Annotated in this window: 22 protein-coding genes; 6 read left to right on the top strand and 16 right to left on the bottom strand. The window is 68.7% G+C overall.

Features of this window, described 5'->3' with window-relative positions; genetic code table 11:
* Positions 1 to 222: 222 nt before the first annotated feature.
* Positions 223 to 1,869, bottom strand: a complete 1,647-nt coding sequence (locus tag ACGFNK_RS17005) for a glycoside hydrolase family 27 protein (RefSeq protein WP_393416547.1) — start codon at positions 1,867 to 1,869, stop codon at positions 223 to 225.
* 405 nt (positions 1,870 to 2,274) lie between these two features.
* On the opposite strand from ACGFNK_RS17005, the gene ACGFNK_RS17000 reads away from it, so the two are divergent.
* On the top strand, positions 2,275 to 3,897 hold the full coding sequence (locus ACGFNK_RS17000) for a glycoside hydrolase 43 family protein (protein ID WP_393416545.1): 1,623 nt from the start codon (positions 2,275 to 2,277) through the stop codon (positions 3,895 to 3,897).
* Between the two features lie 266 nt (positions 3,898 to 4,163).
* Here the strand turns inward: ACGFNK_RS17000 and ACGFNK_RS16995 are convergent, their stop codons facing one another.
* From ACGFNK_RS16995 to ACGFNK_RS16970, 6 genes are all read right to left on the bottom strand, one after another.
* The gene (locus ACGFNK_RS16995) at positions 4,164 to 4,958 is read right to left on the bottom strand and encodes a class I SAM-dependent methyltransferase (RefSeq protein ID WP_393416543.1); all 795 of its coding nucleotides are present in this window, start codon (positions 4,956 to 4,958) and stop codon (positions 4,164 to 4,166) included.
* A gap of 37 nt (positions 4,959 to 4,995) precedes the next feature.
* A complete protein-coding gene (locus tag ACGFNK_RS16990; RefSeq protein ID WP_393416541.1) occupies positions 4,996 to 5,160 on the bottom strand; it encodes a hypothetical protein in 165 nt (54 codons plus the stop codon).
* A gap of 66 nt (positions 5,161 to 5,226) precedes the next feature.
* A complete protein-coding gene (locus tag ACGFNK_RS16985) occupies positions 5,227 to 5,901 on the bottom strand; it encodes a response regulator (protein WP_393416539.1) in 675 nt (224 codons plus the stop codon).
* On the bottom strand, positions 5,898 to 7,172 hold the full coding sequence (locus ACGFNK_RS16980; RefSeq protein ID WP_393416537.1) for a sensor histidine kinase: 1,275 nt from the start codon (positions 7,170 to 7,172) through the stop codon (positions 5,898 to 5,900). The genes ACGFNK_RS16985 and ACGFNK_RS16980 overlap by 4 nt, the downstream gene beginning before the upstream one ends.
* A 121-nt stretch (positions 7,173 to 7,293) precedes the next feature.
* Positions 7,294 to 8,130, bottom strand: a complete 837-nt coding sequence (locus tag ACGFNK_RS16975) for an ABC transporter permease subunit (RefSeq protein ID WP_393416535.1) — start codon at positions 8,128 to 8,130, stop codon at positions 7,294 to 7,296.
* Complete coding sequence (locus ACGFNK_RS16970; protein WP_386335938.1) at positions 8,127 to 9,065, bottom strand: ABC transporter ATP-binding protein; 939 nt, start codon at positions 9,063 to 9,065, stop codon at positions 8,127 to 8,129. The genes ACGFNK_RS16975 and ACGFNK_RS16970 overlap by 4 nt, the downstream gene beginning before the upstream one ends.
* 282 nt (positions 9,066 to 9,347) lie before the next feature.
* Here ACGFNK_RS16970 and ribA point away from each other — a divergent pair, with 282 nt between their 5' ends.
* From ribA to ACGFNK_RS16955, 3 genes are read left to right on the top strand one after another with little or no spacing between them, the layout of a single operon-like run.
* Entirely contained in the window at positions 9,348 to 10,019 is a 672-nt protein-coding gene (gene ribA, locus ACGFNK_RS16965; protein ID WP_393416533.1) for a GTP cyclohydrolase II, read from the top strand.
* A 49-nt stretch (positions 10,020 to 10,068) separates the two neighbouring features.
* Positions 10,069 to 10,359 (top strand): DUF2218 domain-containing protein, encoded by a 291-nt coding sequence (locus ACGFNK_RS16960; protein WP_393416531.1) that lies wholly within the window; start codon positions 10,069 to 10,071, stop codon positions 10,357 to 10,359.
* On the top strand, positions 10,356 to 11,303 hold the full coding sequence (locus ACGFNK_RS16955; protein ID WP_393416529.1) for an NADP-dependent oxidoreductase: 948 nt from the start codon (positions 10,356 to 10,358) through the stop codon (positions 11,301 to 11,303). Before ACGFNK_RS16960 ends, ACGFNK_RS16955 begins: the two co-directional genes overlap by 4 nt.
* Before the next feature lie 25 nt (positions 11,304 to 11,328).
* Here the strand turns inward: ACGFNK_RS16955 and ACGFNK_RS16950 are convergent, their stop codons facing one another.
* From ACGFNK_RS16950 to ACGFNK_RS16910, 9 genes are all read right to left on the bottom strand, one after another.
* Positions 11,329 to 12,711, bottom strand: coding sequence for an erythromycin esterase family protein (locus tag ACGFNK_RS16950; protein WP_393416527.1), 1,383 nt, complete (start codon positions 12,709 to 12,711; stop codon positions 11,329 to 11,331).
* A 181-nt stretch (positions 12,712 to 12,892) separates the two neighbouring features.
* Positions 12,893 to 15,223, bottom strand: coding sequence for a discoidin domain-containing protein (locus ACGFNK_RS16945; RefSeq protein WP_393416525.1), 2,331 nt, complete (start codon positions 15,221 to 15,223; stop codon positions 12,893 to 12,895).
* The gene (locus ACGFNK_RS16940; RefSeq protein WP_393416523.1) at positions 15,220 to 16,404 is read right to left on the bottom strand and encodes a hypothetical protein; all 1,185 of its coding nucleotides are present in this window, start codon (positions 16,402 to 16,404) and stop codon (positions 15,220 to 15,222) included. The genes ACGFNK_RS16945 and ACGFNK_RS16940 overlap by 4 nt, the downstream gene beginning before the upstream one ends.
* Positions 16,401 to 17,846, bottom strand: coding sequence for an alpha-L-fucosidase (locus tag ACGFNK_RS16935; RefSeq protein ID WP_393416521.1), 1,446 nt, complete (start codon positions 17,844 to 17,846; stop codon positions 16,401 to 16,403). Before ACGFNK_RS16935 ends, ACGFNK_RS16940 begins: the two co-directional genes overlap by 4 nt.
* Positions 17,843 to 18,022, bottom strand: a complete 180-nt coding sequence (locus tag ACGFNK_RS16930; RefSeq protein WP_393416519.1) for a DUF6903 family protein — start codon at positions 18,020 to 18,022, stop codon at positions 17,843 to 17,845. Before ACGFNK_RS16930 ends, ACGFNK_RS16935 begins: the two co-directional genes overlap by 4 nt.
* A 52-nt stretch (positions 18,023 to 18,074) precedes the next feature.
* Positions 18,075 to 18,956 (bottom strand): carbohydrate ABC transporter permease, encoded by an 882-nt coding sequence (locus ACGFNK_RS16925; protein ID WP_393416517.1) that lies wholly within the window; start codon positions 18,954 to 18,956, stop codon positions 18,075 to 18,077.
* Positions 18,957 to 18,978: 22 nt separating this feature from the next.
* Positions 18,979 to 19,968, bottom strand: a complete 990-nt coding sequence (locus ACGFNK_RS16920) for a carbohydrate ABC transporter permease (RefSeq protein ID WP_393416515.1) — start codon at positions 19,966 to 19,968, stop codon at positions 18,979 to 18,981.
* Positions 19,969 to 20,087: 119 nt separating this feature from the next.
* Entirely contained in the window at positions 20,088 to 21,410 is a 1,323-nt protein-coding gene (locus ACGFNK_RS16915) for a carbohydrate ABC transporter substrate-binding protein (RefSeq protein WP_393416513.1), read from the bottom strand.
* A gap of 156 nt (positions 21,411 to 21,566) precedes the next feature.
* Entirely contained in the window at positions 21,567 to 22,586 is a 1,020-nt protein-coding gene (locus tag ACGFNK_RS16910) for a LacI family DNA-binding transcriptional regulator (protein WP_393416511.1), read from the bottom strand.
* Positions 22,587 to 22,684: 98 nt separating this feature from the next.
* Here ACGFNK_RS16910 and ACGFNK_RS16905 point away from each other — a divergent pair, with 98 nt between their 5' ends.
* On the top strand, positions 22,685 to 24,517 hold the full coding sequence (locus ACGFNK_RS16905) for a beta-galactosidase (protein WP_393416984.1): 1,833 nt from the start codon (positions 22,685 to 22,687) through the stop codon (positions 24,515 to 24,517).
* 453 nt (positions 24,518 to 24,970) lie between these two features.
* A complete protein-coding gene (locus ACGFNK_RS16900) occupies positions 24,971 to 26,329 on the top strand; it encodes an alkaline phosphatase PhoX (protein ID WP_393416509.1) in 1,359 nt (452 codons plus the stop codon).
* Positions 26,330 to 26,410 lie beyond the last annotated feature (81 nt).

The raw sequence follows: 26,410 nt of genomic DNA, 5'->3' as shown, positions 1-26,410 counted from the left end.
ACCACCTGGTCACTTCGGTGCACTCCCTGTGACAGCACAGGCAGTGCCGTTTCATGCAACTCCCCTTCTCCTGCTGGAACATCGCCATGTGCGGAAAAGATCTGAAGTGCGCGACGCGCGAGGTCGCGAGGTCGCGAGGAGTAGCCGCTGCCGCCGGCGGCTGAGGCCACGCGCGTGGTGAAGGAGGAGGCGCCTGAGTCGTCGGCCGGTGTGCGGCGTCCCTCACACGCGGGTCCACTTCTGGTTGGCCTGGCCGTTGCAGGCCCACAGCACCAGCGGGGTCCCGTTGGCGGTGGCGGCGCCGTTGACGTCGAGGCACAGCCCGGCGTGGACGTTGCGGATCGACCCGTCGGAGCCGACGGTCCATTTCTGGTTGTTCTGGCCGTTGCAGGGCCAGGTGATGACGCGGGTGCCGTTGGTGATGCCCTGGTTGTAGGCGTCCAGGCACTTGTCGCCGAAGACGCGGATCTCGCCGCCGGCCCACGTGGTCCACAGCTGGTTGGCGGCCGTGTGGCAGTCCCAGATCAGTGCCGTGGACCCGGCCGCGGTGGAGGCGTTGTCCACGTCCAGGCAGCGGCCGGATGCGGTGCCGCGCAGCCGCGAGGTGGTGGCGGTCAGCTGGCTGCCCCCGGTCACCCGGAACACGGCCACGCCGTGCGCGGGGACGCTCGCCGAGATCTGCCCGGACGTGCTCGCCGTACCGCCGGTCCACAGATCCGTGAGCGTGAACGGCCCACCGGAGAGGCCGACTTGCGCTGCTGTCGTGGTGACTGTCGCGGTGCTGCCTCCCCGGTTGAACAGGCCCACCGCGACCGAGCCGTCGGACAGGGGCTTGGCGAACACCTCGGTGTTGCCGTCGTCGCGCACCCTGCGCCCGCCCGCCCCGAGCGGGTCCTGGTTCACCGCCAGCAGACGGGGGTTGCGCAGGATCGCGCTCACGTCGGCGGACATGGTGCGGAGGTCGTTGCCGGCCATGAGCGGGGCGCTCAGCAGCGCCCACAGGGCGAAGTGCGAGCGGGACTCGGTCAGTGACAGGCCGGGGCGGCCGACGACCAGCATGTCGGGGTCATTCCAGTGGCCCGGGCCCGACTGCGCGGCGAGCGGCGCGGTGACGTCCAGGACGTTGCCGACGCCCATCGGATAGCTGTTGGTGTTGCCGTTCTGCCAGATGTCGAGCAGGTCCTCGGTCGTCCGCCACAGGTCGGCGACCTCGCCCCAGTTGTACGTGGCGCCGGTGATGGCGTGGAAGCTGTTGGGGTTGATGCTGTAGACGATCGGCCGCCCGGTGGCACGCAGGGCGTCGCGCATGAGCGAGAACCGCGCGACCTGCTCGTCACGGGTGCCCTCGGAGGAACACCAGTCGTACTTGAGGTAGTCGACGCCCCACGAGGCGAACGTGTTGGCATCCTGGACCTCGTGCCCCCTGCTGCCCGTCGCCCCGGGATAGGCGCCGGTCGTCTGCGCGCAGGTGCGCTCGCCCGGCACCTGGTAGATGCCGAACTTGAGGCCCTTGCTGTGGATGTAGTCCCCGAGCGCCTTCATCCCGCTCGGGAACTTGGCCGGATTGGCCCGCAGGTTGCCTGCCGCGTCGCGCTGCGGGTCGAACCAGCAGTCGTCGACCACGACGTACCGGTAGCCGGCGTCCCGCATGCCGGAGGACACCATCGCGTCGGCGGCCTGGCGGACCTGTGCCTCGGTGATCCCGCACCCGAAGCTGTTCCAGCTGTTCCACCCGAGAGGTGGGGTGAGCGCGGGACTGCCCGGCGCGGCCGAGGCCGTGGGTTGAGAGGAGGCCGTCACGGACGCGGTGATCGTCAGCACAGCGGTCGCGAGGAGACGGAGCAATCGTCCGCCTGATCGTCTGGACACCTAGGGGCTCCTTTTCCGGGATCACGCAAGGGAGGGGTCCGAAATTTCGGATGTCATTCGGAAACTGAGAGCCTCACGGATACTAGAGAGGCGAGCGGTCATGTCAACACGTCCGGCAAACCTGCCACGCCTTGCACGCCAAGGACTGGGGATGCGGCACATCCGGGCTCATCCGACTGACTGACCTGCGCCGTTTCCCACCCAGAGGGTTCGAATGTTTCGCGACATCCTACGAATCATGCGAAAGCTCTTGACGGCGCCCACCGGCCCCCTATCATCCAGGTTGCTCGACAGCTCGACTTACATTCGAGATCCCGAACACGCCAGAGCCGCTCCACTCGAACCCGGCAGAGCATCTCCGGGTTGCGCCACCGCAACGGCCGAGCCGCAAGGAGCACGCCGCATATGGATATGTCATGGCCTCATCAATCTCTCTCTCGTCGTCGCGCGCTGGCGGCCGCCACCGGCCTGGCCACGGGCGCGGTCCTGCCTCTGGCCGCAGCCCAGGGGCCGGCCCGTGCAGCCGCCGCGGCGTACACGAACCCGGTGATCTGGCAGGACTTCGCGGACATCGACATCATCCGCGTCGGCGACACCTTCTACGCCTCGGCCTCGACGATGCACTATGCGCCGGGCGCGCCCGTCCTGCGGTCGTACGACCTGGTGAACTGGGAGATCGTCGGCCACTCGGTGCCCGTCCTCGACTTCGGCGCCAAGTACGACCTGAACGGCGCCCGTGGCTATGTCAGAGGGATCTGGGCGTCGTCGCTGGCCTACCGTCCGAGCAACAGGACGTTCTACTGGCTGGGCCAGATCGACTTCGCCCGGACCTACATCTACACCGCCACCGCCGTCGAGGGGCCGTGGAGCAGGCTGACGACGATCAGCACGCCGTACTACGACGCGGGTCTGCTCGTCGACAGCGACGACACCCTGTATGTGGCGTACGGGAACACCACCATCAGCGTGGCCCAGCTCTCGCCCGACGGGCGCAACCAGGTCCGCACGCAGCAGGTGTTCAGCACCCCATCGAGTGTCGGCACGCTTGAGGGAGCCCGCTTCTACAAGATCAACGGGCAGTACTACATCTTCCTGACCCGCCCGGCCAACGGCCAGTACATCCTGAAGTCGTCGAGCGGCCCCTTCGGTCCCTACACGATGCGTCAGGTCCTGCTCGACCTACGCGGGCCGATCCCCGGCGGAGGCGTCCCGCACCAGGGCGGACTGGTCCAGACGCAGAGCGGCGCCTGGTACTACATGGCCTTCGTGGACGCCTACCCCGGCGGCCGGATGCCTGCCCTGGCGCCGGTCACCTGGACCTCGGACGGCTGGCCCGTCGTGCAACTGGTGAACGGCGCATGGGGCACCTCGTATCCCAGCCCGACCGTACCCACTCCACCCCGCCAAGTCACCCCCATGATCGGCGTCGACACCTTCGACGGCACGACGCTCAGGCCGAAGTGGGAGTGGAACCACAACCCGGACAACACCAAGTGGTCGGTCAACAGCGGCCTGACCTTGCGGACCGCGACCGTCACCAATGACCTGTACTGGGCCCGCAACACCCTCACGCACCGCATCCAGGGTCCTACCTCCACCGCAACGGCCCTGCTCGACTTCTCGGCGATGCGGGACGGCGACCGGGCCGGACTCGCGCTGCTGCGGGACTCCTCCGCCTGGATCGGTGTCAAACGCGACGGTGGCGTGACACGGGTGGTGATGGTCAACGGGCTGACCATGGACGGCAACTGGAACACCACGGGCACCGGCACCGAGGTCGCGAGCGCGCCCGTGACCGGCAGCCGGATCTGGCTGCGCGCGAGCGCGGACATCCGCCCCGGCGCGGCACGCCCCGGCACCTTCTCCTACAGCACTGACGGCACCAACTTCACCCGCCTCGGCCCCTCCTTCTCCATGGGCAACGACTGGCGCTTCTTCATGGGCTACCGATTCGCCCTCTTCAACCACGCCACACAGGCACTCGGCGGCGCGGTCCGCGTCATGCGGTTCGAGCTGTCCGTGCCCTGAACCGATCGGATCCATCGCACACCCCACTCACACCCAACCGGTACGAGGAGAACCATGAACCCGCTGGAGTGGCTCGGCAGACGCCGAGCCTCGGTGTGGCGGCAAGGCGGTTGCCGCGCACAGGTGCCGCAGGAACGGGCACGGCTGGCGACCCCCTGCATCGGAGTAGCACGTGCCCGTCGACCAGCACTCGGGTCGGTCCGGCAGGAGTCGCAGTCGGACGCCGAGCAGTCGGACGCCCAGGGAGCAGCGCCTCAACCCAAGCCTCAGGGCCGCCGGGCGAAGGCGACGAAGCTGGCGGCGAAGAACCTGACCTCGCGCCACTCCTGTTCGGCCCTGCGGAAGGCCTCGTCCCAGCGGGCGATGTCCTCCGGCGTGATCAGACCTTCGGCGATCATGGCGTCGCGGGCAGCCCAGGCCGGACCACGCATACCCGGCGGCGGCGTGATCACATTGATGTGCCCTTCAAAGGCGACGAGCTCCAGGCCGGCCGCGGTGAGCAGTTCGTCGAGCCGGGTGCCGATGGTCAGGTCGTTGCCCCGGCGGCGGTGCAGTTCGCGGTACCGCTCGTCCATCTCCTCGTACGCTGCTGGGGCTCCGCGCAGCCGAAAGGAGCCGGCGTCGATGTCGTCGAGGTACACGGCACCGCCGCCAGGCCTGGCCAGCGTGGCGAGATGGTCGACGATCGCCTGCTCACGGCCACCGTTGTGGGCCAGGACATGCCGGAGCATCACCAGGTCGAAAGTGCCGGCGGGCAGCCCGGTGGCGTCGGCGGACCCTGTCGCTGTATGCACGCGCACCCCGGCTTTCTCGGCAAGAGCGGAGGCGACGGACAGCGCGCCTTCGTCCCGGTCGACCGCCCACACCGCTCCGTCCGGCCCGGCCTTCTCCGCCAGCCGCACCGCGATCGCGCCGGGTCCGCATCCCACATCCGCGATGCGCGCTCCGGGAACCGCTCCTGCGGCGACCCACAGGTCGCGTTCCCTCCGCTCGGCGGCTTCGGCCATGAGCTGGTACCGCGCGATCTCCGCGTCACTGAGAGCCAACGAGTACTCGGACATTTCGACCTCTCCCTTCTGTTTTGATCAGCAGGGCGGCTTACGGGCCGAGGTACGGGTCCGTGGTCTCGCGGAGCCTTGCGAGACCGTCGCGGAACTGGTCCATGCGGCGTTTGCCGAGGTGGGCGGTCCACTCGGCCTCGACCTCGGCGATCGTCGCAACGGCGATGGGGTGTATGGCCTGCGCCTTGCCGGTCTGGCGCATCAGCCGGGCGCGGGCTCCGTGGGATCCGGGCAGCGCTCAAAGAGTCGGAGAGACTGACTTTTTTGGTCAGAGTACTGGCCCTTGCCCCCGCGCGAAGCCGGTCTGATAGGCGATCACGACGAGTTGGGCGCGGTCCCGGGCGCCGAGTTTGACCATGGTGCGGTTCACGTGGGTCTTGGCGGTCCAGGGCGAGACGTGGAGACGTTCGGCGATGGCATCGTTGGAGAGACCGGCGGCCACGAGGACGAGTACTTCGCGCTCGCGTTCGGTCAGGCTCGTCAGCTCCGGCACCGGAGGGCCCTTGGGGTCCGGTGCGGCGAGGTAGCGGGCGATGAGCGCCTTGGTCGCCTTCGGTGACAGCAGTGCCTCGCCCTGCGCGACCAGACGGATGGCGTCGAGGAGGTCGGCGAGCTCCACGCCCTTGCCGAGGAAGCCGCTGGCTCCGGCACGCAGTGCCTGGAAGACGTACTCGTCGGCTTCGAAGGTCGTCAGGATCAGCACCCGTACGCCTGCGAGGTCGTCGTCGGCTGTGATGGCGCCGGTGGCGGCGAGGCCGTCCATCTCGGGCATCCGGATGTCCATCAGCACGACGTCGGCGAGGGTGCTGCGGGCCAGCCTGACCGCTTCGCCGCCCGTCGCCGCCTCTCCGATGACCTCCAGATCCGGCTCCGAGTCGATGATCAAGCGGAAGCTGGCACGGACGAGGGCCTGGTCGTCGGCGAGCAGGACTCGGATGGTCATGCGTGTCTCCCCTGCGCGCTGGTGGTATCCAGCTCTGTGTCAGATCCGCTCGGAGCATCCGCCGGTGTGTCGGCCTCCGGCAGCGGCAGACGCACGTCGAGGCGGAAACGACCGTCGGCGCCCGCTCCGGCGTGGAAGCTGCCGCCGACCGAGTGCGCACGCTCCCGCATGCCCGTCAGCCCGTGTCCGGTGCCTTGGGCGTCCGGGACCGGGCCGGTGCGTACCGGGTTGGAGATCTCGATGTGCAGCGCGTCGGTGCGGAAGTCGACGAGCAGCTCCGCCATGGCGCCGGCGCCATGCTTGTGGGCGTTGGTCAGCGCCTCCTGGATGACGCGGTAGGCGGCCAGGTCGACGGCGGTCGGCAGGGGGCGCGCCCGGCCGGTCTGCCGGTGGCGGACGCTCAGCCCGGCGGCGCCCAGCGATTCGAGGAGCCGTCCGAGGCGGGACAGGCCGGGCACGGGTTCCGTGGGTTGCGCCAAGTCCGTCTGATCTGTCTCGTCTGTCTCGTCGCCGGACTGTCGTAGTACGTGCAGCAGCGAGCCCAGTTCATCCAGCACCGTGCGGCCGCCTTCGCGGATGTGGCCGAGCGCCACGTCGGCCTGGTCCGGCCGGTCACGCAGGAAGTGCCCGGCGACGCCCGCCTGAATGGTGATCAGAGCGATGTGGTGGGCGACCACATCGTGGAGTTCCCGGGCGATACGCAGCCGCTCCTCGGCGACCCGGCGGCGGGCCTCCACTTCCTTGCTCGCCTCCGCACGAAGCGCCCGCTCCTCCATCGCGGCCGTGTAGTCGCGCCAGGTGCGCACGGTGCCACCGACAGCGGCGAACATGCCGACCCAGGCGAACACGGCGCCGCCCTCCGGGTCGGAGGCCGAGTCCATCGGATAGGCGACGACGACGTACAGCGCGGTGGCCGTGACGGCGGCGGCGATGACCGCGATCCGACGACGGACCGTACGGGCCACGGTGTAGACCGCGATCAGCGCGGTGACGGCGAGCACGGGTGATGGACGGGAGGCGAGGGCGGTGAAGGCGGTCTCGCCGAGCACTGTCAGTGCCAGGACCGGCAGTGGTGCCCGGCGGCGGGCCAGCAGCAGAAGAACCGCGGCCCCGGCGGCAACGGCGTCGGCGCACGACGGTGCTTCACCGTCGGGCCCTCGTCCGAACAGCAGGTAGAGCAGGCCGCCGGCGCCCACGACGGCGGCGAGGGCGGCATCCAGCAGGCGTGGCTCGATGCCGGTCACCCGTCGCCACGACGCCGGGCCGGTCACGGCTGCACCGTTCTCTCGTACCGAGTCACCTCGTACGGGAGGACGGGGCCACCCGCCCGTACGCCAGAGGGTGACGGGCGGGCAGCCGGAGTACCGACGGCGATGGACTCAGACATCGGACTCAGGCATCGCGCCGCTTGAGCACGATGGCCGCGCCGGCCAGGAGTACCACGATGTACACGGCGAACACCGCCAGTCCGGACCCGGGTGACAGCGAGTCGCTCTCCGTCTGCACCGTCATGAGGGCGTTCGCCGCGTTCGACGGCAGGTACGGACTGATGGTCTCGTTCCAGCTGCTGGGCAGCAGCTGGATCAGGCCGGGCACCACGAACAGCGCGCCCACCACGAGGGTGATCGCCCCGGCGGTGTTGCGCAGCAGCGCCCCGACCGCCAGACCGATCAGGCCGGCACCGGTCAGGTACATCGCCGCGCCGACGACCGCGCGGAACACCCCGGGATCGGACAGCGCGGCGGTGTCCATGCTGCGGGAGGACAGAACCGACTGGCCGACCAGGAAGGCACCCAGAGCCGCGACGAACATGAGCACGAAGCTCACCGCGGCGAAGACGACCACCTTGCCCCACAGCACCGGCAGGCGTGACGGGACTGCGGCGAGCGTGGCGCGGATGGTTCCGGTGGCGTACTCTCCGGCGCTCATCAGCACTCCGAGCACCGCGATGGCCAGCGCGGCGAGCATCACGCCGCCCAGGGTGATCGAGGTCGGGTCGCCGAAGTCCTCCTGGTCGGGGCCCTCTCCCGAGCCGACCACACTGCTGAACAACAGGCCGAAGCCGATGAGGAGGGCCACCGTGATCGCCAGCGTGAGGGTCGTCGAGCGCAGCGACCGCAGCTTGATCCATTCCATGTGGACGACCCGCGGAAAGGTGACCCGCTGACGGTCCACCGAGCGGCGGTCCGTCGTGTTCGTGTCCTGCGGGGCGAGGTCTGTGGTGCTCATCGGTTCGTCCTTCCCGTCGTGACGGGCTCGGCGGAGGTGGCGTGGTATTCGACTGCGTCATGGGTCAGCTCCATGAACGCCTCCTCCAGCGAGGCCTCCTGACGGAACAGCTCATGCAGGACCACGCCGGCGGCCGCGGCGCGTTCACCGATCTCGGCCGCCTCCAGTCCCGTGACCTCCAGCACGCCTGGCTCACTCGTGGAAACCGAGACGCCGTCGCCCAGCAGCAGGGCACGAAGGTCAGCGGCCTGCGGTGAGCGCACTCGTACGCTGCTGCTGGAGGATCCGGCGATGAATGCGGCGAGCGGACCGGCGGACAGCAGCCGCCCCCGTCCGATCACGATCAGGTCCTCGGCGATCAACGCCATCTCGGTCATCAGGTGAGAGGAGACGAAGACCGTCCGCCCCCGGTCCGCAAGGTCCTTCAACAGGTTGCGGATCCACAACACGCCTTCAGGATCCAGGCCGTTGACCGGCTCATCCAACATGACGACCTGCGGGTCGCCGAGCAGTGCCGAGGCGATGCCCAGCCGCTGCCCCATGCCCAGCGAGAACCCGCCCGCCCGCTTGCGGGTCACCTCCGTCAGGCCGACCATGTCGATCACATCCAGCACCCGCCGCTTGCCGATGCCGTTGCTCGCTGCCAGCGCCAGCAGATGGTTATATGCCGAACGTCCGGGGTGGATCGCCTTCGCCTCCAGCAGCGCCCCGATCTCCTGCAGCGGGGCCTTGTGCTGCTCGTACGGGCGGCCGTTGATACGCGTCGTGCCGGACGACGGACGGTCAAGGCCCATGATCATGCGCATCGTGGTCGACTTGCCCGCCCCGTTGGGCCCGAGGAACCCCGTCACCACACCGGGACGCACGGAGAAGCTCAGTTCATCGACGGCGAGCTTGTCGCCGTACCTCTTGCTGAGGTCGTTTACCTCGATCACGATCCACCTCACATTTTTTGAGGCTTCAAGGTTCTCGAGGAAAGCGGAATCCGGCGTCAGCCCACGGCGTGCACTGCGCGTACCACGATCGCAGTACGACATCGCTCTGGACCGCGACCGTGGGGCGATCCCGGCGTCTCGCCAGCGTGATGCAATTCAAATTCAAACCAATGTGGTCGGCGTCACACGCCTTGGCATTGTTCAAAATTTGAAGCACTAGGTATCGTTCAGGCATCGAGGTTCAAATCTGAACCGCCTTTGTCCGATCCTCGAGGAGCCCCGATGCACGCCTCCCTCTCAACAGGCCACACGCTTGTCGCCAACGCCTCCGTGCGCACCCGCGTGACCATCCCGCTGCGCTTCGCCGACGGCTACGAGGTCACGGCCGAGGCCGTCACCTTCCACGGCCTGGCCGACGGCAAGGAGCACCTGGCGCTCGTCCTCGGCGACCCCACGGCGGCCTCGGCCCCGCTGGTGCGGCTGCACTCCGAGTGCCTGACCGGGGACGTGTTCGGCTCGGCGCGCTGCGACTGCGGCCCGCAGCTGCGTGAAGCCGTGGAGCGCATCGCTGCCACCGGCGGCGTCCTGCTCTACCTCCGCCAGGAGGGTCGCGGTATCGGCCTCTACAACAAGCTGGACGCCTACGCCTTGCAGGACGCCGGCCTGGACACCTACGAGGCCAACACCGCGCTCGGCCTGCCCGAGGACGGCCGCGACTACACCGCCGCCGCCCAGATGCTCACAGCCCTCGACATCGCCGACCTGGACCTGCTCACCAACAACCCCGACAAAGCTCAGCAGTTGCGGGACCTGGGCGTCCCCGTTCGCTTCATCCGGCGTACCGGTGTCTTCGCCACCGACAGCAACGTCCGCTACCTGCACGCCAAGGCCCAGCACACCCACCACACCATCGCACTGCCCGAAACGGCCACGGTCCCCGCGCTGGTCGGCTGACCGCACCCCAAGCTGCGGGTGCACCGATCCCCTCACCCAGGAGTCATCCATGCCTTCCTCCCTCGGCCATGTCACCACCGACGCCGCCCCGCGCTACGCCAAGCAGTTCGCCTCGCACTTCGGCCGCAAGATCCCCGTCGAGGAGACCCCGGACGGCGGCCACCGCCTCACCTTCCAGGAGACCGAGGTCGTACTCCAGCCCGCGGACGACCACCTGCTGATCCGCGTCACCTCACCCGAGGCGACCACGCTCACCACCATCCAGGACGTGGTGAGCAGCCATCTCGAACGCTTCGGCCGCCGCAACGAGCTCACCGTCACCTGGGAGGCACAGTCATGAAAGCAGTCGTCGTCACCCGCTTCGGAGCCGAGCCGCAGCTCACCGATCTGCCCGTACCGCAGCCGGGCCCGGGTGAGCTGCTGGTCCGCCTGCATGCCGCCGCACTCAACCCCTTCGACTGGAAGGTCGTCGACGGCGCCCTGAAGAACGCCGTCGAGCACGACTTCCCCCTCGTCATGGGCTCGGACGGAGCGGGAGTCGTCGAGAGCATCGGCGCCGGCGTGACCCGCTTCCGGCCCGGCGACACCGTCTACGGCCAGTTCATGAACGTCCAGCACGGGCGGGGCTCGTACGCCGAGTACGTGCTGGCCGCCGAGGACGGCAAGATCGCCCGCATGCCCGACAGCCTGCCGTTCCCCGTCGCCGCGGCGCTGCCCACCGCCAGCATGACCGCCTACCAGGCCATCGAGACCGCCCGGCTCGACACCGGACACGTCATCCTCATCAACGGGGCCTCCGGAGGCGTCGGCCAGTCCGCCATCCAGTTCGCCGCCCTCCAGGGAGCCCGGGTGCTGGCCACCGCCACACCCGACATCGCCGGGCACCTCCGCGACCTCGGCGCCCACGAAACCATCGACTTCCGCGCCGCGCCCACCGCCGAACAGGTCCTGGCCGCTTACCCCGGCGGCATCGACGCCGTCCTCGACCTGGTCACCCAGCCCGGCGGCGACACCGACGCCCTGGCAGGCCTGCTCAAGCCCGGCGGCATCCTCATCAGCACCAACTACGCCGCCGAGCCCGACGCCCTGGCCGCCCGCGAGGTCCGCGGCGTCAATCTCGGCAACAACCCCAGCCGGGCAGAACTCGAAGCCCTTGCCGACCTCGCCGCCGCCGGGAAGCTCCGGGTCACGATCGACGCCGAGGTCCCCCTGGCCGACGCCCCCGCCGCGGTGGCCCGCGCCCGCTCCGGACCCGCCCGCGGCAAGACCGTCTTCCTTCCCTGACTCGTACGGAGTTCGACGCTGCCCTTCAGTCCCTGGTCGTTGACAGCAGATCCGCGGCCGTGACGCGATGGAGGTGTATCAGCACGTCGAAATGGCGCCCCAGCGAGGTTTGGTAGGGGTCCTCCGGCCAGGCGTTCCCGATGGAGCGGGTCAGCCGCTTGGCCATCAGCCAGTCTCGCGTCGGCTCGGGCACGGCCCGCAGATCGAGGTAGTAGTCCCGGTGCGAGACTCGCTCCAGCACCTCCTCGTTGCTGCCCGCGCCCAGCGGCTCCACGGAGAAGCGCCGGTAGGGCTCCTCCGGGTCCGCCAGATCCAGCGCGTTGAACGAGCCCTGCCCGAAGGTGTAGCCGATGTTCACGTACTCGGCCCCGGCCATCTCGCGTATGAACTCCCCCTGGGTCTTCGGATACTGCTCAGGATTGTCGGACTCGTAGGAGACATGGCCGTTGTGGGCCGACAGCAGCATCCGGTGGCCGGTGTGCCGCTGCCACCACACAGTGTTCTCCGCCATGATCTGGTCGCGGTAGAGCATGGCCCGAGCAATCTTCTCCGGGTCGGAGAAGTCGTAGTACGAGTAGAAGGTGCTGGTCTGGGAAATGGCCCTGGCGTGCTGGAGGACCCACTCGTACGCCTGCCGGTCCCCGTCCGGCCCCTGCGCCCGAAGCAGCTCGTAGGCGTCCCGGACAGCCGCGGCCGTCCGCTTGCGCTCGGCGATGGGCTTGGCCATGTTCTCGTTGACGGTCTCCTCCACGCTCCCCGTCGGCCGGAACTCGCGGTAAGAGCGGCGGAACTCCGGCAGCAGCTCCGGATGGTGCGCGGACACGTAGTCCGTGACTTCGTCGAAGAGCTCAGGTCCCGCGTAGCCGTTGTCCTCACCCATGAACTGCACGCGGTGGTCGGGGTGGCGGACGTTGTGGACGCGCATCCACCTCAGCAGATCGAGATACTCGCGGGTGTTCCATAGCCGGTACGAGCTCTGGAACTCCTTCCGCATGATCTTCTCCGGGTCGCCCTTCCCGTACAGCACGTACTCGTTGAGGACCAGGCCGGTGGACCAGGGCGCCTCCAGAGCGAACGTGGTGAAGCCCTTCTCCTCGACTAGGTACCGGAAGACGCGGTGCTTCATCGTGAAGAACTGCCGGGAGCTGTGCGTGGCCTCACCCAGCCCGACGATCTTCGCCGAGCCGATCATGCGGCCGAGCGGGCGCAGATCGCCGCCGGGGGCGCCGGGATCCGTGGAGCGCAGCGGCTCCGCGACCCGCGCCAGTTCGCGCACCGGATCGGCGGTGGTCGTCGCGTTCGCATGCGCCGACCGGGCGGCGACCGTCAGCATGCCGGCCTCGAGCGTCAGCGCCAGCAGGAGCAGCAGTAACCGATGCAATCGATGTGATCTGTGCAATACAGGCATGGATCAAGGCTGCCGAGGGCCGGCAGGTCCCGGACAGCCTGCCACCTTCAGTCTTGCTCCTGGGGACAACCACAGATCCGCTTTCGGCCACGAAATCAGAGACCCCGCACGGGTGGAAGCCCTCGGCGGGTGGACGCCGTGGCATCCACCCGCCGTTGGCTGTGGCACGCTCCGGACCGGTCTACTCGCCGGTGCGGTACACAGCGATCTCGGTCAGCGTCGGGGTGTACTGCTCCGTCGCGATCTGCCCGGTGAGCGCCACCCGGAGCCGGGAGCTCGTGACGCTGCCGAAGCCGGTCACGGTGCGGTCGTGGCCGATGCCGTCGTCGCGGCTTGCGAAGGTCACCCATGCGCCGGTTCCAGGGTCCCAGCGTTGCAGATCGAAGGACTGCACCCTTGGGTTGGTGCCCGAGTCGGTGTACTCGTCCAGGTACACCTCGTCGAAGCTGGTGTCCGCGCCGAAGTCGATGTCGAGCGTGATCGGGTAGGCCGCGTCATCGGCCGCCGCCCAGCGGGTGGTGAGGTCGCCGTCGGTCAGCTTGTCCGCGGTGAGGGTCCCGTTGGCCCCGGGGTGGGTCGAGTTCGCGGTGGCCGGTTTGCCGAGTGCGAGGTTGACCCGGTTGTCCGCCTCCTCCTCGATGGGGTCGTCGTCGACCGGGTTGGTGACCTGCGGACCGATCCGCGTCTCGGCGATGCCCATGTCCGGTGCGTCGCCGTAGTAGATGTGCCTGCCGAGGAAGTCCTTGGTGCCCAGGTGCGGGTTGTACCGGCCGGCATCGATGAGCGGCGAATCATCTCGGAGGGCGAAGTGCGCCGCGGACTTTCGGATTTGTTTCACGCCCGCCCCGGTGACGTAGTCGGCGGGGTCACCGACGAACCGTGGGTCGGCCCGGGAGCCCTTCGGGTCGGCCGGTTCCTGGGTGGAGTGGGTGCCGCTCGCCTCGTAGTAGTCGTTGTTGGAGAACACGGCCTGGCGCAGGGCGCCGGTCCGGCGGTACCACGGTGTCTGAGTCGTCTTCGAGGTGTTGTAGAAGATGTTGTTCAGGAAGTAGACGCGGCTCAGGAATGTCTCGTCGTGGACGTAGTCGAGGTCCGCGCCGTCGTAGACGAACGTGTTGTTCGTGAAATACGTCGGCGAGTAGTTCGTCGACAGCATGTTTTTCACGAGTACGCCGTTGTCGTTGACGCTCAGGTTGTAGCGGGCTGTGGAATTGGAGCTGTTGCCCATATAGGCCATCCAGCCCGCCGCGTTGTCGTGCGAGTAGTTGAACTGGTACGTGACGTTGAAGTTCGTGTACTCAAGATCCCAAGGGGTGCCGTCGAACTCGTTGTTCGGGCCGCCGTACACCTCGTTGAACTGCATGACCGAGTCGGCGCCCGCCCATAGGTAGAGCGCGCAGGACACCGCGTCGTAGCGCTCCAGATAGCCGTTGACCTCGTTGTACTCGACCTTCATGTTCTTGGTGTTGGCGAGCTGGATCGCGCCCTGGCCGATGCTCTCGGCGTAGTTGTGGCCGATGTAGACGTCGCGGCTGTACAGGTCCCGGGTGCGTACCCACAGCTGTTCCCAGCCCTCGTGCCACTTCCCGCTCTCGTCGTACTGGCCGGAGTCCGCTGAACGGTCGTAGAACCAGTTGAAGGCGAACTGGATGGCGTGCAGTTCGACGTTCTCGAAGGTGTTGTTCTCGATCCGGACGTTCTTGAAGTAATAGCCGCCGGTGTCGTACTCCTTGTAGCTGCGGTTGCCGAAGACCTGGAAGTTGACGCCGCCGTAGTGGATTCGCTGCCAGCTGCTCGGGCCGTCGAGGTTGTGGACGTACACGTCCGAGATGCGGAAGTGGTCCATGATGCTGTCCGCGCCGTCCTTCAGGAGGTCGGCATTGATCGACACCATGATTCCGTCGCGGACGTACGAACCTGTCGTGATGTCGGTCGCGAAGTCGTCGTCATTGGACAGCGCGACGTTGTTGATCTCCCAGTACTGCTGATTGCGCAGCACGATGGCGCCGGTCCTGCCGACGGTTTCGGGATTCTTCGTGCCGTCCGCGTTGAACGGGCTCGGTACCTTCCCGTTCGTCGCGATGTACGGCCGGGCGGCGCTCGGGTCGCCGTACGCCGAGATGGTGATCGGCTTGCCCGCGCTGCCCGAGCCCTTCGGCCACAACTGCTCGTCCTGCCACTGCTCACCGGCCTTCAGCAGGATGCGGTCGCCGGGCGCGAACGTCGTCGCGCCGGCCTTGGCCAGGGTGCGCCAGGCGGTCTTCGGCGAGGTCCCGGCCGCGTTGTCGCGACCGTTCGTGGCGTCGATGAAGTAGTCCTTGCCGCCGGTCATGTTCGGTGCGTTGCCGGGCCAGCTCGGCTTGGCGGCGGCGCGGGCGGGAGCACTGTCCGGGGCCGCGGCGGCGTGCGCGGCGGGGACGAGCGATCCGACGAGCAGCGCGGCGAGCAGCGCGGTGAGGACCGCGCGCAACACCCGCGCAGCGGGCGGTGATTCAGTATCGACGGGTCTCATTGCTGCACATCCTCTGCGTTGATGGCGTCCACCGCCGAGGTGTCGATCTCGGTGTCGCTGTTCTCGACCCGGCGCTGGAGGAACTGGGTGAACTTCTCCTCGACGAGCGACTGCCGGATCCGCCTGCGGTAGTCGGCGAACGCCTTGTCCTCGTCGACCTTCTTGCTGTCGAGCTCGTAGTAGGTGATCTGACCGGTTCCCGTGACCGGGGCGGAGCTCTCGCCCGGGGCGAGGTTCCCGAGCGCCGCCATCAGGTCCTGGTCGCGGGCGTTCAGCCCGGTCGAGCCGCTGCCGTCGTACGTGCCGGTCGAGAGCTTGGCTCCGGGCTCCCCGGCGGCGACGTCCGCGAGGTGCCCGGCGGCGGCCACTCGCCGCTGCAGGCCGGCCGGGTAGTCGGCGGAAGCATCGTCGGGCACCGGCACGACGAGCTGCGAGTACTTGTACGTGGTCGCGTTGGCGCTCCAGGCGTCCCGGTCGGCGTCGAACTCGCGCCGGATCTCGGCATCGGTGACCCGGAGGGGGTCGCCGGCGTCCTTGCTGAGCCGCTTCTTCAGGCTCGTGGTGAGCTCGGTGAGCCGGTGTGTGTAGTACTCCTCGGGAGAGAACTGCGCGACGCCGTAAACGGTTTGGCCCGCGGCGATGCCCTCGGCACGGGACTCGTTCTCCTCGGCCAGCTCGGCGAGGAAGTCCGCGTGGTCCACGGAGCCGATGAGCCCCAGCTCCTTCGCGAGGACGAGCGTGGTCTTGTCCCGCCAGATCTCGTCGAGCGCACGGGTCTCGAGCCGCTGGAGCGCGGTCTTGCCGCCGGCCTGCGCGTTCCAGTCGATCGCGCCCCGGAGGTGGTACTTGTTGCGCAGTTCGTTCTGCACGGTCGGTGCCAACCGCCGCATGTGGAAGAGCAGTTCGTCGCGGGTCACGGAGTGCCCGTCGAGAGAGGCGACTTCGCTGGTTCGGTCGTCGCGGAGCAACGTGATTCCGGTGACGACCAGCGCGACGAGGGCGAGGCACACGCCGGTGATCAGGGCGACGGCCCGGCGTGACGTCCTGCGCGAAGTACCTGGCCTGCGGGCGGTGTTCGGCTTGCGTGCCGTGCTTGGCTTGCCCGGCTTGCGTGAGGTGCTGGGCTTGCGAGAAGCGACCGGCTTACGTGAGGTGCCCTGCCTGGGCAAGGTGCCCTTCATGAGGCCGCCCCGATCGCGGCCACGCACGCCACGATGGGCGTGTCCCGCGCTTCCGGCACCTCGACCCGTAGGGCGTCGACCTCGACCGGCGGAAACGTCAGGATGCGCTGGTAGCCCACCGCGTGCGCGTCAGCGAGCATCGTCCACCGGCCGTCCCGAAGGCCCCGTACGACGACGTGCTCAATGCGCTGCCCCTGCGTGATGTTCTCGCCCACGACTACCGCCTCGACCAGACGGGGTCGTCCGAACTCGAGCGTCACGCCCGGCAGTTGGTCCATGTCGTGCGGTCGCCACGGCGTACGTCCTGTGCCCGGCCACGCGGTTGCGACGTCGCCCGCGGCCCCGGACGAGACCGTCACGCTCGCCTCGATACGCCGGGCCCGGAAGTCCTCGATACGCCGCCCGAGTTGCTCAAGGACCGCCACGTCGGCGTCCGGTATACGCCCGTCCCGAGCCGGAGGGACGTTGAGCAGGAAGCAGGAGTTGCCGCCGACGGCGCGCAGGTAGATGGTGAACAGCTCGTCCACGGAACGGACTTGAGCGTCCTGGGCCGGGTGGTGAAACCAGCCGGGACGGATCGAGGTGTTGACCTCGGCCGGGTACCAGACCAGGTCGTCCTCGTGCCCGGCCAGCGCCGCGCGGCTGCCGAGGTCTCGCTCGTCGCTGCGTACGAGCCGGGCGAAGGCGCCGTCATCCGCCTTCTGCGAGCGGTCCGCGGTCCGCTCGGCGTCCTGCAGGGCGCGCGGGACCACGCTCCACTCGTCGGGGCGGGTGTCCCCGGCCTCGTTGCCGCACCAGCGGACGTCGGGCCCGCACACGCTGATGACCGCGTCCGGCTGCAACTCGCGGACCACCGCGTAGTACCGCTCCCAGTCGTACACCTGGGTCTTGCCGCCCGGGCCCTCGCCGTTCGCGCCGTCCAGCCACACGGAGAACACCGGCCCGTACCGGGTGAGGAGTTCGGTGAGCTGGGCGACGTAGAAGTCGTCGTACGCGGTCCCGGAGCCGTAGGAGGCATCGGTGCGGTCCCAGGGGGACAGGTAGATCCCGAACCGCAGGCCGTGCCGTCGGGCCGCATCGGCGACCTCGGCGACCACGTCGCCCTGGCCGTCGCGCCACGGTGACGAGGCGACCGAGTAGGTCGTGACGTCGCTCGGCCACAGGCAGAACCCGTCGTGGTGCTTGCAGGTGAGGATCACACCGGTCATCCCGGCGCTCTTCAGTGCCGCGACCCACTGGTCGGCGTCGAGCCCGGCCGGGTCGAAGGCGGCGGGGTCGTCGTGTCCCTCGCCCCACTCCCGGTCCGTCATGGTGTTCATGCCGAAGTGGATGAACCCGTAGAACTCCATTGCCTGCCAGGCGAGTTGTCGCTCGCTCGGCCGGACCGCGGCCAGCGACGACGCCCGCGCCCGTCCGGACGCCGCTGCCGCCGCCGCGGTCACCGGAACCGCCGGTTGTACGCGGCGAGCAGGAACAGCAGCCCGGCCAGCGCGGCGAGCATGACCAGCAGGTTGCCCCACCCGACCGTCGTGCGCGCGGTGACGACGAGCGTGAGGCAGGCTGCCGCGACGAGCGTACGAGCGGTGACGAGCAGCGCCGTACGCGTCGGTTCCTTCATGAAGATTCCTTCCGCTGATGCCGCGAGCAACTGATGCCGCCGGGGGGCCGGTTCAGCCCTTCACTCCGCCGGAAGCGATGCCCTCGATGAGCCGACGCTGGATGACCGCGTAGAGGATGAGGACGGGAACGATGACGATGACCATGCCTGCGTAGAGACGCCCGTAGTCGGCCGCCGCCTTCTGCGCGGTGAACAGGTTGAGCAGGCCGACCTGCAGCGTCTTGCCCTCGCCGGGGAGCAGGGTGAGCGCGATGATGAAGTCGTTCCAGTAGGCCAGGAAGTTGAACAGGATCACGGTGGTGACCGCCGGGCGCGCCATCGGGAGCATGACCTGGGTCATGATCCGGAAGCGGGACGCTCCGTCGATCGCGGCGGCCTCCTCGTACTCGACCGGTATCGACCGGAAGTACGCGGTGAGCAGGTAGATGGTGAACGGGATCGACGTGGCCGCGTAGACGAGCGACAGGACTGAGGGGTTGTCGATGAAGAACCCGCCGGGGAAGACGTCGATGAGCGCGCGGTCCCAGTCGACGAGCATGAGGAAGATCGGTACGACGATGTAGTTGACGTTGACGAAGAGCCCGGCCAGGAGCGCGGTCTCCACGAGACGCCGGCCGCGGAACTCGTACCGGGCGATGACGTACGCCGCCGGCACGGAGACCGCCAGAACGAGCACCAGCCCGAGCACCGTGACGAACACCGACGTCAGGAAGTACTGACCCATGTGCGCGTCGACGAACGCCTCGACGTAGTTGGCGGCGTGCAGGCTCTTCGGCAGCGTCCAGGGGCTGCCGAAGAACTCGCTCTTCTGCTTGAGCGAGGCGAGCAGTACCCAGGCGACCGGGACCGCGATGGCGAGTGCGATCGCGGCGACAAGGGCGTAGGTGAGCGCCCGGCCCGTGCGGGGGCGGGACGACGACTTGATCGTAGTCATGGTGTCCGTCCTCAAGGAGCTCTCAGAACTGGAGGGGCTCGCGCCGCGTCGCCCGGCTCACCAGGAGCGACACGAGGAACGAGAACGCGAAGATGACGACACCGATGGCCATGCCGTAGCCGTACGACGAGTTCGTGTACGCCTGCTTGTACATGTAACTCAGCAGGACCTCGGAGGAACCGTCGGGCCCGCCGCCGGTCATCGCGCGGACGAGGACGAAGCTGAGGTTGACGGCGCTCATGATGAAGAAAGTCAGCGTGGTGCGGAGGTTCTGCCAGATGAGCGGCAGCGTGATGGCGAAGAACTGCCGGGCAGCGGAGGCCCCGTCGAGTGCGCTCGCCTCGTAGAGCTCCTCCGGGATGCTCGACATGCTCGCCATGTAGAGGACCATGTAGTAGCCCAGCGACTGCCAGACCATCGCGATCGCGACGGAGTAGACCACGAGTTTCTGGTTGCCGAGCCAGACTTGTTGCAGGCCGTCGAGCGACAGCAGCCGGAGCGTGCCGTTGAGCAGACCGTTCTTCTGGTCGTACACGGCGGAGAAGATCGCCGCGATCACGACCACCGAGAGCACGTTCGGGATGTAGAGAACGAAGCGGTACAGGTTCCGCGCGCGCAGCCGTTGCCGGGTCATGATCGCGGCGAGGAACAGGCCCATGCCCATCGTCACGACGGTCACCACGACCAGCAGCGCGACTGTGTTCTGGAATGCGCGCACGAACTGCTCGTCGTCGAGGAGGCGGGAGAAGTTGTCGAGCCCCACGAATCGCTTGTCCGGGGAGAACCCGCTCCAGGTGTAGAAGGACATCCGGAACACGTTCATGGTCGGGAGGACCATGAAGATCGAGAAGAGCACCAGCGCGGGAAGCAGGCAGGCGAGTACGAAGCGGGTGTTGCCGCGCCGTCGGGCGGGGGCCCGGGTGCCGCGCCGCGAACTCCCGCTGGACGGTGCCGGTTTGGATGCGCGGTTCGTCGAGCCTGGGGGTGGGGTGGGGGTGCGGAGGGTCGTCACCGTGCCGGTCCTTGGGTCGCTCGAGGGGTGCTCGAGGGCGTCGAAGGTGAGCGGAAAGGGTCTGCCAGGTCAGGGGGCACCGGTGGCGGCCCGGACCGGCCGGGCCGCCACCGGGCACGTCAGCCGCCCGCCTCGCGCAGCTTCTCGCTGGCGTCGTTCAGCGCGTCCTGCCACTTGTCCTCGGTGGTGTCGCCGCTGATGATGCTGTTGGCGGTGTCGAAGAGCGTGGCCTTGATGTCGACGCCCTCGACGGGCGCGGTGCTCGCGAATCCGCCGACGAGCGGGGCGACCGAGGGGTCCTCGTACACCTTGTAGAACTCGGCGTTCTCCCCGGACAGGCTGCTCACAATGCCGTCGATCGGCTGGATCGCGTTCGACTTGGCGAAGGTCTTCGCCGCTTCGTCGGAGTACAGGTAGGCGATGAACTCCTTTGCCGCGTCCTTGTTTTCGGCGGCGCTGGGTATCCAGGCCGACTCGACCGACGTCGTGATGTAGCGCTTGCTGCCCGCGGTGACCGCCGGCAACGGGGTCAGACCCCACTGGAAACCGTCCGCGCGTGGAGCATCCGCCATCTCGCCGACGATCCAGGTTCCGTTCGGCATGAACAGCGCCTTGTTGTCGAGGACGAGCTGCTGGTTCTTGGTGAAGTCCTGCTCGTTGGCGTAGCCGACGGTGGCCGGCGCGGCGTAGCTCAGCAGCCGGGTGGTGATGTCGAGAGCCTCCCGCGCGTTCGCCGTCTTCCAGACGTCCTTCTTGTACGTCATGACGTCGGTGTAGAACTGCTCCCCGCCGACGTCGGCAAGGAGCGCGAAGAAGTACGAGTCGAGGTAACCGGCGGTCGGGTAGGTGAAGAGCGGTATGCCCTGCTTCTTGGCCGTGTCGCCGAGCGCGAACATCTCGTCCCAGGTGCCCGGGACCTTCCACCCCTCCTGCTCGAACAGGCCCTTGTTGTAGAAGAGCCCGGTCGGCGCGTAGTACATCGGCATGAGGTACGTCTGATCCGTGCGGTACGGATTGGTGTTGAGGTTGCCGACGATGCCCTCTGTGAGCTTGTCCCCCACGGTCGTGTCCTCGCCGGGGACCTGCTCCTTCAGTACCGGCGTGAGGTCCTCGAGGGCCTTGTCCTTGATGAGGGTCTCGGTGAGGGCGGCCTTGCGGCCCTGGCCGAGCACGACGACGTCCGGGTACCGTCCCGCCTTCATGTTCGGGGTGATCTCGTCTTCGATGCTCTTCGAGATCTGCAACTGGACATCGATGTCAGGGTGCGAGGCCTCGTACGCCTTGATGACCTGCGCGTACATGTCCCGGCCGTAGCCGCCTTCCAGGGCGGCGACCTTGAGGGTCGTCTTACCGGAGTCCGAGCCACTCCCGCCGGACGAACAGCCGGCGAGCAGTCCGAGCACCGTGACCGCGGCGCCCGCGAGGACGAGCGATCTCCTCATGGGGGTCCTTCCCGTGGACAGTTGCCCACCTTGCTCATGCCGATCCCGGCGTTGTTATGGTGGCACCGATAACATGACGGGCTTACGGTGGCACCGACTGACACGAAGGCGCAAGGGGCCCACGAGAGGCATTTCTGCGAACGGACGGCCCGAGGCTCAGAGAGAGCGCGGCGGTGCCGTAGAGGCGCGTACCGACAGTGACGCGGTGACGACGGATTCGTCGACGTCGGCATCGTCGCCCTGCAGCAGGAGGGCGACAGCCGCCGCGCCGTAGCGGTAGAAGTCCTGCCGGACGGTCGTCAGCGGCGGATAGCAGTAGGCCGCCAGGGCGATGTCGTCGACGCTCACGATGGACACGTCGTCGGGCACCGACCGGCCGCGCTCGCGCAGGGCGCGGATCACCCCGAAGGCCATCTCGTCGCTGGCGGCGAAGACCGCGGTCACCTCCGGGATCATCGCGATGATCTGCCCCTGCCGGTGTCCCGAGTCCGGCGACCAGTCGCCCTCGAGAGGCGGCGGCGCCTCTATCCCGGCAGCGGCCAGGCACTCCTGCCACCCCTGCCGCCGCTGACGCGCCTCGATCCATTCGTCGGGCCCGGAGATGTGCCAGACCTGGCGATGTCCGAGGTCGAGCAGGTGCTGTGTGGCGACGCGGCCCGCCTCCTGCTGGTCTATCCCGAGCACCCGGGCGCCCGCCGTCCGTGAACCGTCGAGGGTGACGGTCGGGATGTCGCGGGTGATGTCCTCCATCTTCGGTGTCACGGAGATGAGGGGTACGGCGATGACGAAGCCGTCGACTCCCTGGTCGGCGAGCTTGGACAGGGCCCGCTCCATCAGTCCGGTGTCGAGCGCGGCGATGGTCGCGATGCTCACCGCGTACCCGGCCGCACCGGCGGCTGCCTCCACGCCGGCGGTCACCGCCGAGCGCGAGTAGTACCCGCCGGACGCCAGCAGCACGAGCCCGATGGTGTGGCTTCGCCCGGAGGACAGCGCCCTGGCGGCGCTGTTGAACCGGTAGCCGACCTGGTCCACGGCGGCGAGCACGCGCCGCTTGGTCTCGGGGTTGACGTTCGGCGAGTCGCGGAGCGCGCGCGAGACGGTCTGCGCCGACACCCCGGCGGTCCGGGCCACGTCGCTCATGCTCGGCTGCCTCGGCCTCGCGGTGTCCTCGGTCATGGCGCTCCTCTCCCCCGATGTCCTCGTCCACCAGATCATATCCGGGCCTGTTACGCGTGGCATCGATAACATACGCTCGTACGGTGACTGAGCCCCCCATGACGCACATCTCTCCGGCACTCACCACAACCGATGCGCAGGCCGACGGCGCCACCGGCGCGCTCAGCCGGCGCGGGGGCCGCCTGTACCGGCACGGCGTCCCCCATCGCATCCTGTCCGGGGCACTGCACTACTTCCGTGTCCACCCCGGCCTCTGGCGGGACCGGATCCGCAGGCTCGCCGACCTCGGCCTCAACACGGTCGACACCTACGTGCCGTGGAATTTCCATCAGCCCCGCGAGAACGAGGCGCCACGCTTCGACGGCTGGCGGGATGTCGAACGGTTCATCCGCATGGTTGGCGAGGAGGGGCTCGACGTCATCGTCCGGCCCGGCCCGTACATCTGCGCGGAGTGGTCCAACGGCGGCTTGCCGAGCTGGCTCACCGGCCGGGACGTCGCCGTCCGCAGCTCGGATCCGGGTTTCACCTCCGCCGTCGGCCGCTGGTTCGACGAGCTGGTCCCGCGCATCGCCGCGCTCCAGACCGGCGAAGGCGGGCCGGTCGTGGCGGTACAGGTGGAGAACGAGTTCGGCAGCTTCGGCGACGACCATGCCTACCTGCACTGGAACCGCCAGGCCCTGAGTCAAAGGGGCATCCGGGAGCTGCTGTTCACCGCCGACGGCCCCACCGAGCTCATGCTGGACGGCGGAACCCTGCCCGGGACCCTGGCTGCCATCACCCTGGGCTCCCAGCCCGACGCCGCCCGGCAGCTCCTCGCCACGCGGCGACCGGACGAACCGTTCGTGGTGGCCGAGTTCTGGAACGGCTGGTTCGACCACTGGGGCAAGCGGCACCACGTCCGTGGGGTGGACAGCGCGATCCGTACACTCCGCGGCATCATCGCCGACGGCGGCAGCGTGAGCATCTACATGGCACACGGCGGCACCAACTTCGGCCTCTGGGCAGGCGCCAACGAGCACGAGGGCCGACTCCAGCCCATCGTGACCAGCTACGACTCCGACGCCCCGATCGCCGAGGACGGCAGCCTCACCGCCAAGTTCTTCGCCGTACGCGAGGCTCTCGGCGCCCGCGGCCCCCTCCGCTCCCCCGAGCGGATGCCGACGCTATCGCCCACCCGCGTCCCACTCGCCCACCGCGCCGACCTCCTCGCCGGCCTCCGCGCCGTGCCGGCCCCGATCCCGACCTTGACCGCCCCGCGCCCCGCCTCGTTCGAGCAGCTCGGGCTGGACGCGGGGATGGTCCTGCACACCGCGCACCCGCGCATCCCGGCCGGCGAGCACCGGCTGGTCCTCACCGATGTACGCGACCGGGCGCTGGTCTTCGCCGACGGCACCCCCCTCGGCGTAGCCGACCCCGACAAGCCGGAACTCCCCATCCACGGAACCGGAGTCGCCGTACGCCTGGAGGTCCTGGTCGAGAACCTCGGCCGGGTGAACTACGGCCCGGGCATCGGCGGGCACAAGGGCCTGCTCGGCCCCGTCCTCGTCGACCGGCGCATCGTGCAGGGCTGGGACAGCACACCGGTCGCGCTGCAGGAGTGGTCGTCAACAGACCTGGCCGCCGCGGTCGCCCCCGGCCCCGCGACCACACAGGCCGGCTTCGCCGTCACGACGTTCGACGTCGACACACCCGCGGACACCTTCCTCGCACTGCCCGGATCGAGCCGCGGCCTCGTCTGGATCAACGGCTTCCTGCTCGGCCGCTACTGGGAGATCGGCCCGCAGGTCACCCTCTACTGCCCGGCACCGCTGCTGCGCGCCGGCGAGAACACCGTGACGGTCCTCGAACTGGAACGACTCGGCGGAACCCTGGAGTTGCGGGACCGCCCCGAGCTGGGACCGTCTGAGGAGTACGTCGAGGAGTTCGACTGACTGGCCGCTGCCTCCGGCCTCCGGCCGTTGGGGGTGCCTACGGGGGTGGTGGGTTCGGTTCGTTGGCGCATGCGGACCCGTCGTGGCTGGTCACGCCCGCGGCGGAGCCGCTGACGTCACAGCCCCGCGCCCCTGAAAAGCAAAGGCCTGCGACTCCCGGCGCCCGAGGCCGTATGCCCACCTTGCGACGGGCTGACGCACCGGTTCGCGGCCCCGACCCACCCACGGACCCCAGGGGCGCGGGGCTGTGTCAATATGCGGCTCCGCCGCGTGGGCGCGACCAGCCACCCACCAACCCGCAGCTTCTAACCGCCCTACCAGCGGAGCGCACGGCCGAAAGATCTTCTCCCAACGCTCACTTTCCGTTAGGCAAAGAACCAAGCCTCTGCACCTAGGGTGACGCGCGCCGCCCCCTCGTTCGTCGCATCGATTCGTCGTATCGAGAGGACCCCCATGTCAGCCAAGTCCGCCGGAAGACCCACCAGTTCCGGTCCTGAACGACGCACCCTCCTGCGCGGGGCGGCCGTGGCCGCGGCCGCGTCCGTGCCCTTCCAGGCCCTCGCGGCGCGGACGGCGGCAGCCGCGCCGGTCAAGCTCGAATTCGACGCCGGGTACGGCCCGCTGAGCCCGGTCAAGGACCAGGCGACCGGACTGGAACTGCTGCAGCTGCCGCGCGGGTTCGAGTACATCTCCTACGGCTGGACCAACGACCTCATGGACGACGGGGTACGCACCCCGGGCTCGCACGACGGCATGGCGGCCTTCCGATACGACGACAAGCTCCACATCGTCCGCAACCACGAGCGCGGCGCCGGCCCCGCCTTCACCGCCCCCGCCTACAACCCCGCGGCCGGCGGCGGCACCACCACCCTGGTCTTCGACACAAACGCCGGCCAGTGGCTGGAGTCCTACGGCAGCCTCGGCGGCACCGTGCGCAACTGCGCCGGTGGACCCACCCCCTGGAACACCTGGCTCACCTGCGAGGAAACCTTCTCCACGGTCGCCGACAAGCGCCACGGCTACATCTTCGAAGTGGCCTCCGAGGGCAAGGGCAACCCCGAGCCCTACAAGGCCATGGGCCGGTTCAACCACGAGGCCATCGCCATCGACCCGGCGACCGGCTACGTCTACGAGACCGAGGACCGCGGCGACGCGTCGCTGTACCGCTTCCTTCCGGCGGTTCCCGGCGACCTGTCCAAGGGCGGTCGGCTCGAGGCCATGAGCATCGGCACCGCGTCGTACGACACCCGCCTCGACGGGGAGAAGGCCTACGGCACCGTCTCCTGGGTGCCCGTGGACGACGCCGACCCGGCAACGGACACGGTGCGGCTCCAGGCGCAGGCGAACGGCGCCGCTGTCTTCAGCCGCCTCGAGGGCGCCTGGTACGGCAACGACCGCATCTACGTGATCACGACCGACGGTGGCCCGGCCCGCCAGGGGCAGGTCTTCGAACTCGACCCGGCCACCGACGAGTTCCGGGTGCTCTTCGCCTCCCCCGGCGCCGACGTGCTCAACGCCCCGGACAACATGTGCGTCAGCCCCCGCGGAGGCCTGGTGCTCTGCGAGGACGGCGGCGGCACCGAGTACGTCCACGGGCTGACCACGGACGGCGAGATCTTCCGCTTCGCGGTCAACAACGTCGACCTGCGTGGCGGCACCGCGGGCAAGAACGTCCCGGCCGCCGACCACAGGGGCTCCGAGTGGGCCGGATCCGTGTTCGAACCGAAGAACGGCAATTGGCTGTTCGTCAACATCCAGACGCCCGGCATCACGTTCGCGATCACCGGACCCTGGACCCAGGGCGCGCTCTGATCCATCGGCAGGGCACGGCCTGCCCGCAGGGTTGCCGGACCGGAATCAGAACCGGTCCGGCTCACCCGGTCGCCCGGCTGC

The organism is Streptomyces sp. NPDC048825, assembly GCF_043198355.1.
GTDB classification, from domain to species: domain Bacteria; phylum Actinomycetota; class Actinomycetes; order Streptomycetales; family Streptomycetaceae; genus Streptomyces; species Streptomyces xiangluensis.
This window is presented reverse-complemented; position numbering and strand designations above follow the sequence as displayed.

Bases quoted from the DNA above. Each gene is read 5' to 3' on its own strand.
- ACGFNK_RS16925 (WP_393416517.1), bottom strand. From the start codon at position 18,956: ATGACTACGATCAAGTCGTCGTCCCGCCCCCGCACGGGCCGGGCGCTC.
- ACGFNK_RS16945 (WP_393416525.1), bottom strand. From the start codon at position 15,223: ATGAGACCCGTCGATACTGAATCACCGCCCGCTGCGCGGGTGTTGCGC.
- ribA (WP_393416533.1), top strand. From the start codon at position 9,348: ATGCACGCCTCCCTCTCAACAGGCCACACGCTTGTCGCCAACGCCTCC.
- ACGFNK_RS16940 (WP_393416523.1), bottom strand. From the start codon at position 16,404: ATGAAGGGCACCTTGCCCAGGCAGGGCACCTCACGTAAGCCGGTCGCT.
- ACGFNK_RS16955 (WP_393416529.1), top strand. From the start codon at position 10,356: ATGAAAGCAGTCGTCGTCACCCGCTTCGGAGCCGAGCCGCAGCTCACC.
- ACGFNK_RS16960 (WP_393416531.1), top strand. From the start codon at position 10,069: ATGCCTTCCTCCCTCGGCCATGTCACCACCGACGCCGCCCCGCGCTAC.
- ACGFNK_RS16950 (WP_393416527.1), bottom strand. From the start codon at position 12,711: ATGCCTGTATTGCACAGATCACATCGATTGCATCGGTTACTGCTGCTC.
- ACGFNK_RS16900 (WP_393416509.1), top strand. From the start codon at position 24,971: ATGTCAGCCAAGTCCGCCGGAAGACCCACCAGTTCCGGTCCTGAACGA.
- ACGFNK_RS16975 (WP_393416535.1), bottom strand. From the start codon at position 8,130: ATGAGCACCACAGACCTCGCCCCGCAGGACACGAACACGACGGACCGC.
- ACGFNK_RS16990 (WP_393416541.1), bottom strand. From the start codon at position 5,160: ATGCGCCAGACCGGCAAGGCGCAGGCCATACACCCCATCGCCGTTGCG.
- ACGFNK_RS17000 (WP_393416545.1), top strand. From the start codon at position 2,275: ATGGATATGTCATGGCCTCATCAATCTCTCTCTCGTCGTCGCGCGCTG.
- ACGFNK_RS16915 (WP_393416513.1), bottom strand. From the start codon at position 21,410: ATGAGGAGATCGCTCGTCCTCGCGGGCGCCGCGGTCACGGTGCTCGGA.
- ACGFNK_RS16995 (WP_393416543.1), bottom strand. From the start codon at position 4,958: ATGTCCGAGTACTCGTTGGCTCTCAGTGACGCGGAGATCGCGCGGTAC.
- ACGFNK_RS16985 (WP_393416539.1), bottom strand. From the start codon at position 5,901: ATGACCATCCGAGTCCTGCTCGCCGACGACCAGGCCCTCGTCCGTGCC.
- ACGFNK_RS16910 (WP_393416511.1), bottom strand. From the start codon at position 22,586: ATGACCGAGGACACCGCGAGGCCGAGGCAGCCGAGCATGAGCGACGTG.
- ACGFNK_RS16930 (WP_393416519.1), bottom strand. From the start codon at position 18,022: ATGAAGGAACCGACGCGTACGGCGCTGCTCGTCACCGCTCGTACGCTC.
- ACGFNK_RS16905 (WP_393416984.1), top strand. From the start codon at position 22,685: ATGACGCACATCTCTCCGGCACTCACCACAACCGATGCGCAGGCCGAC.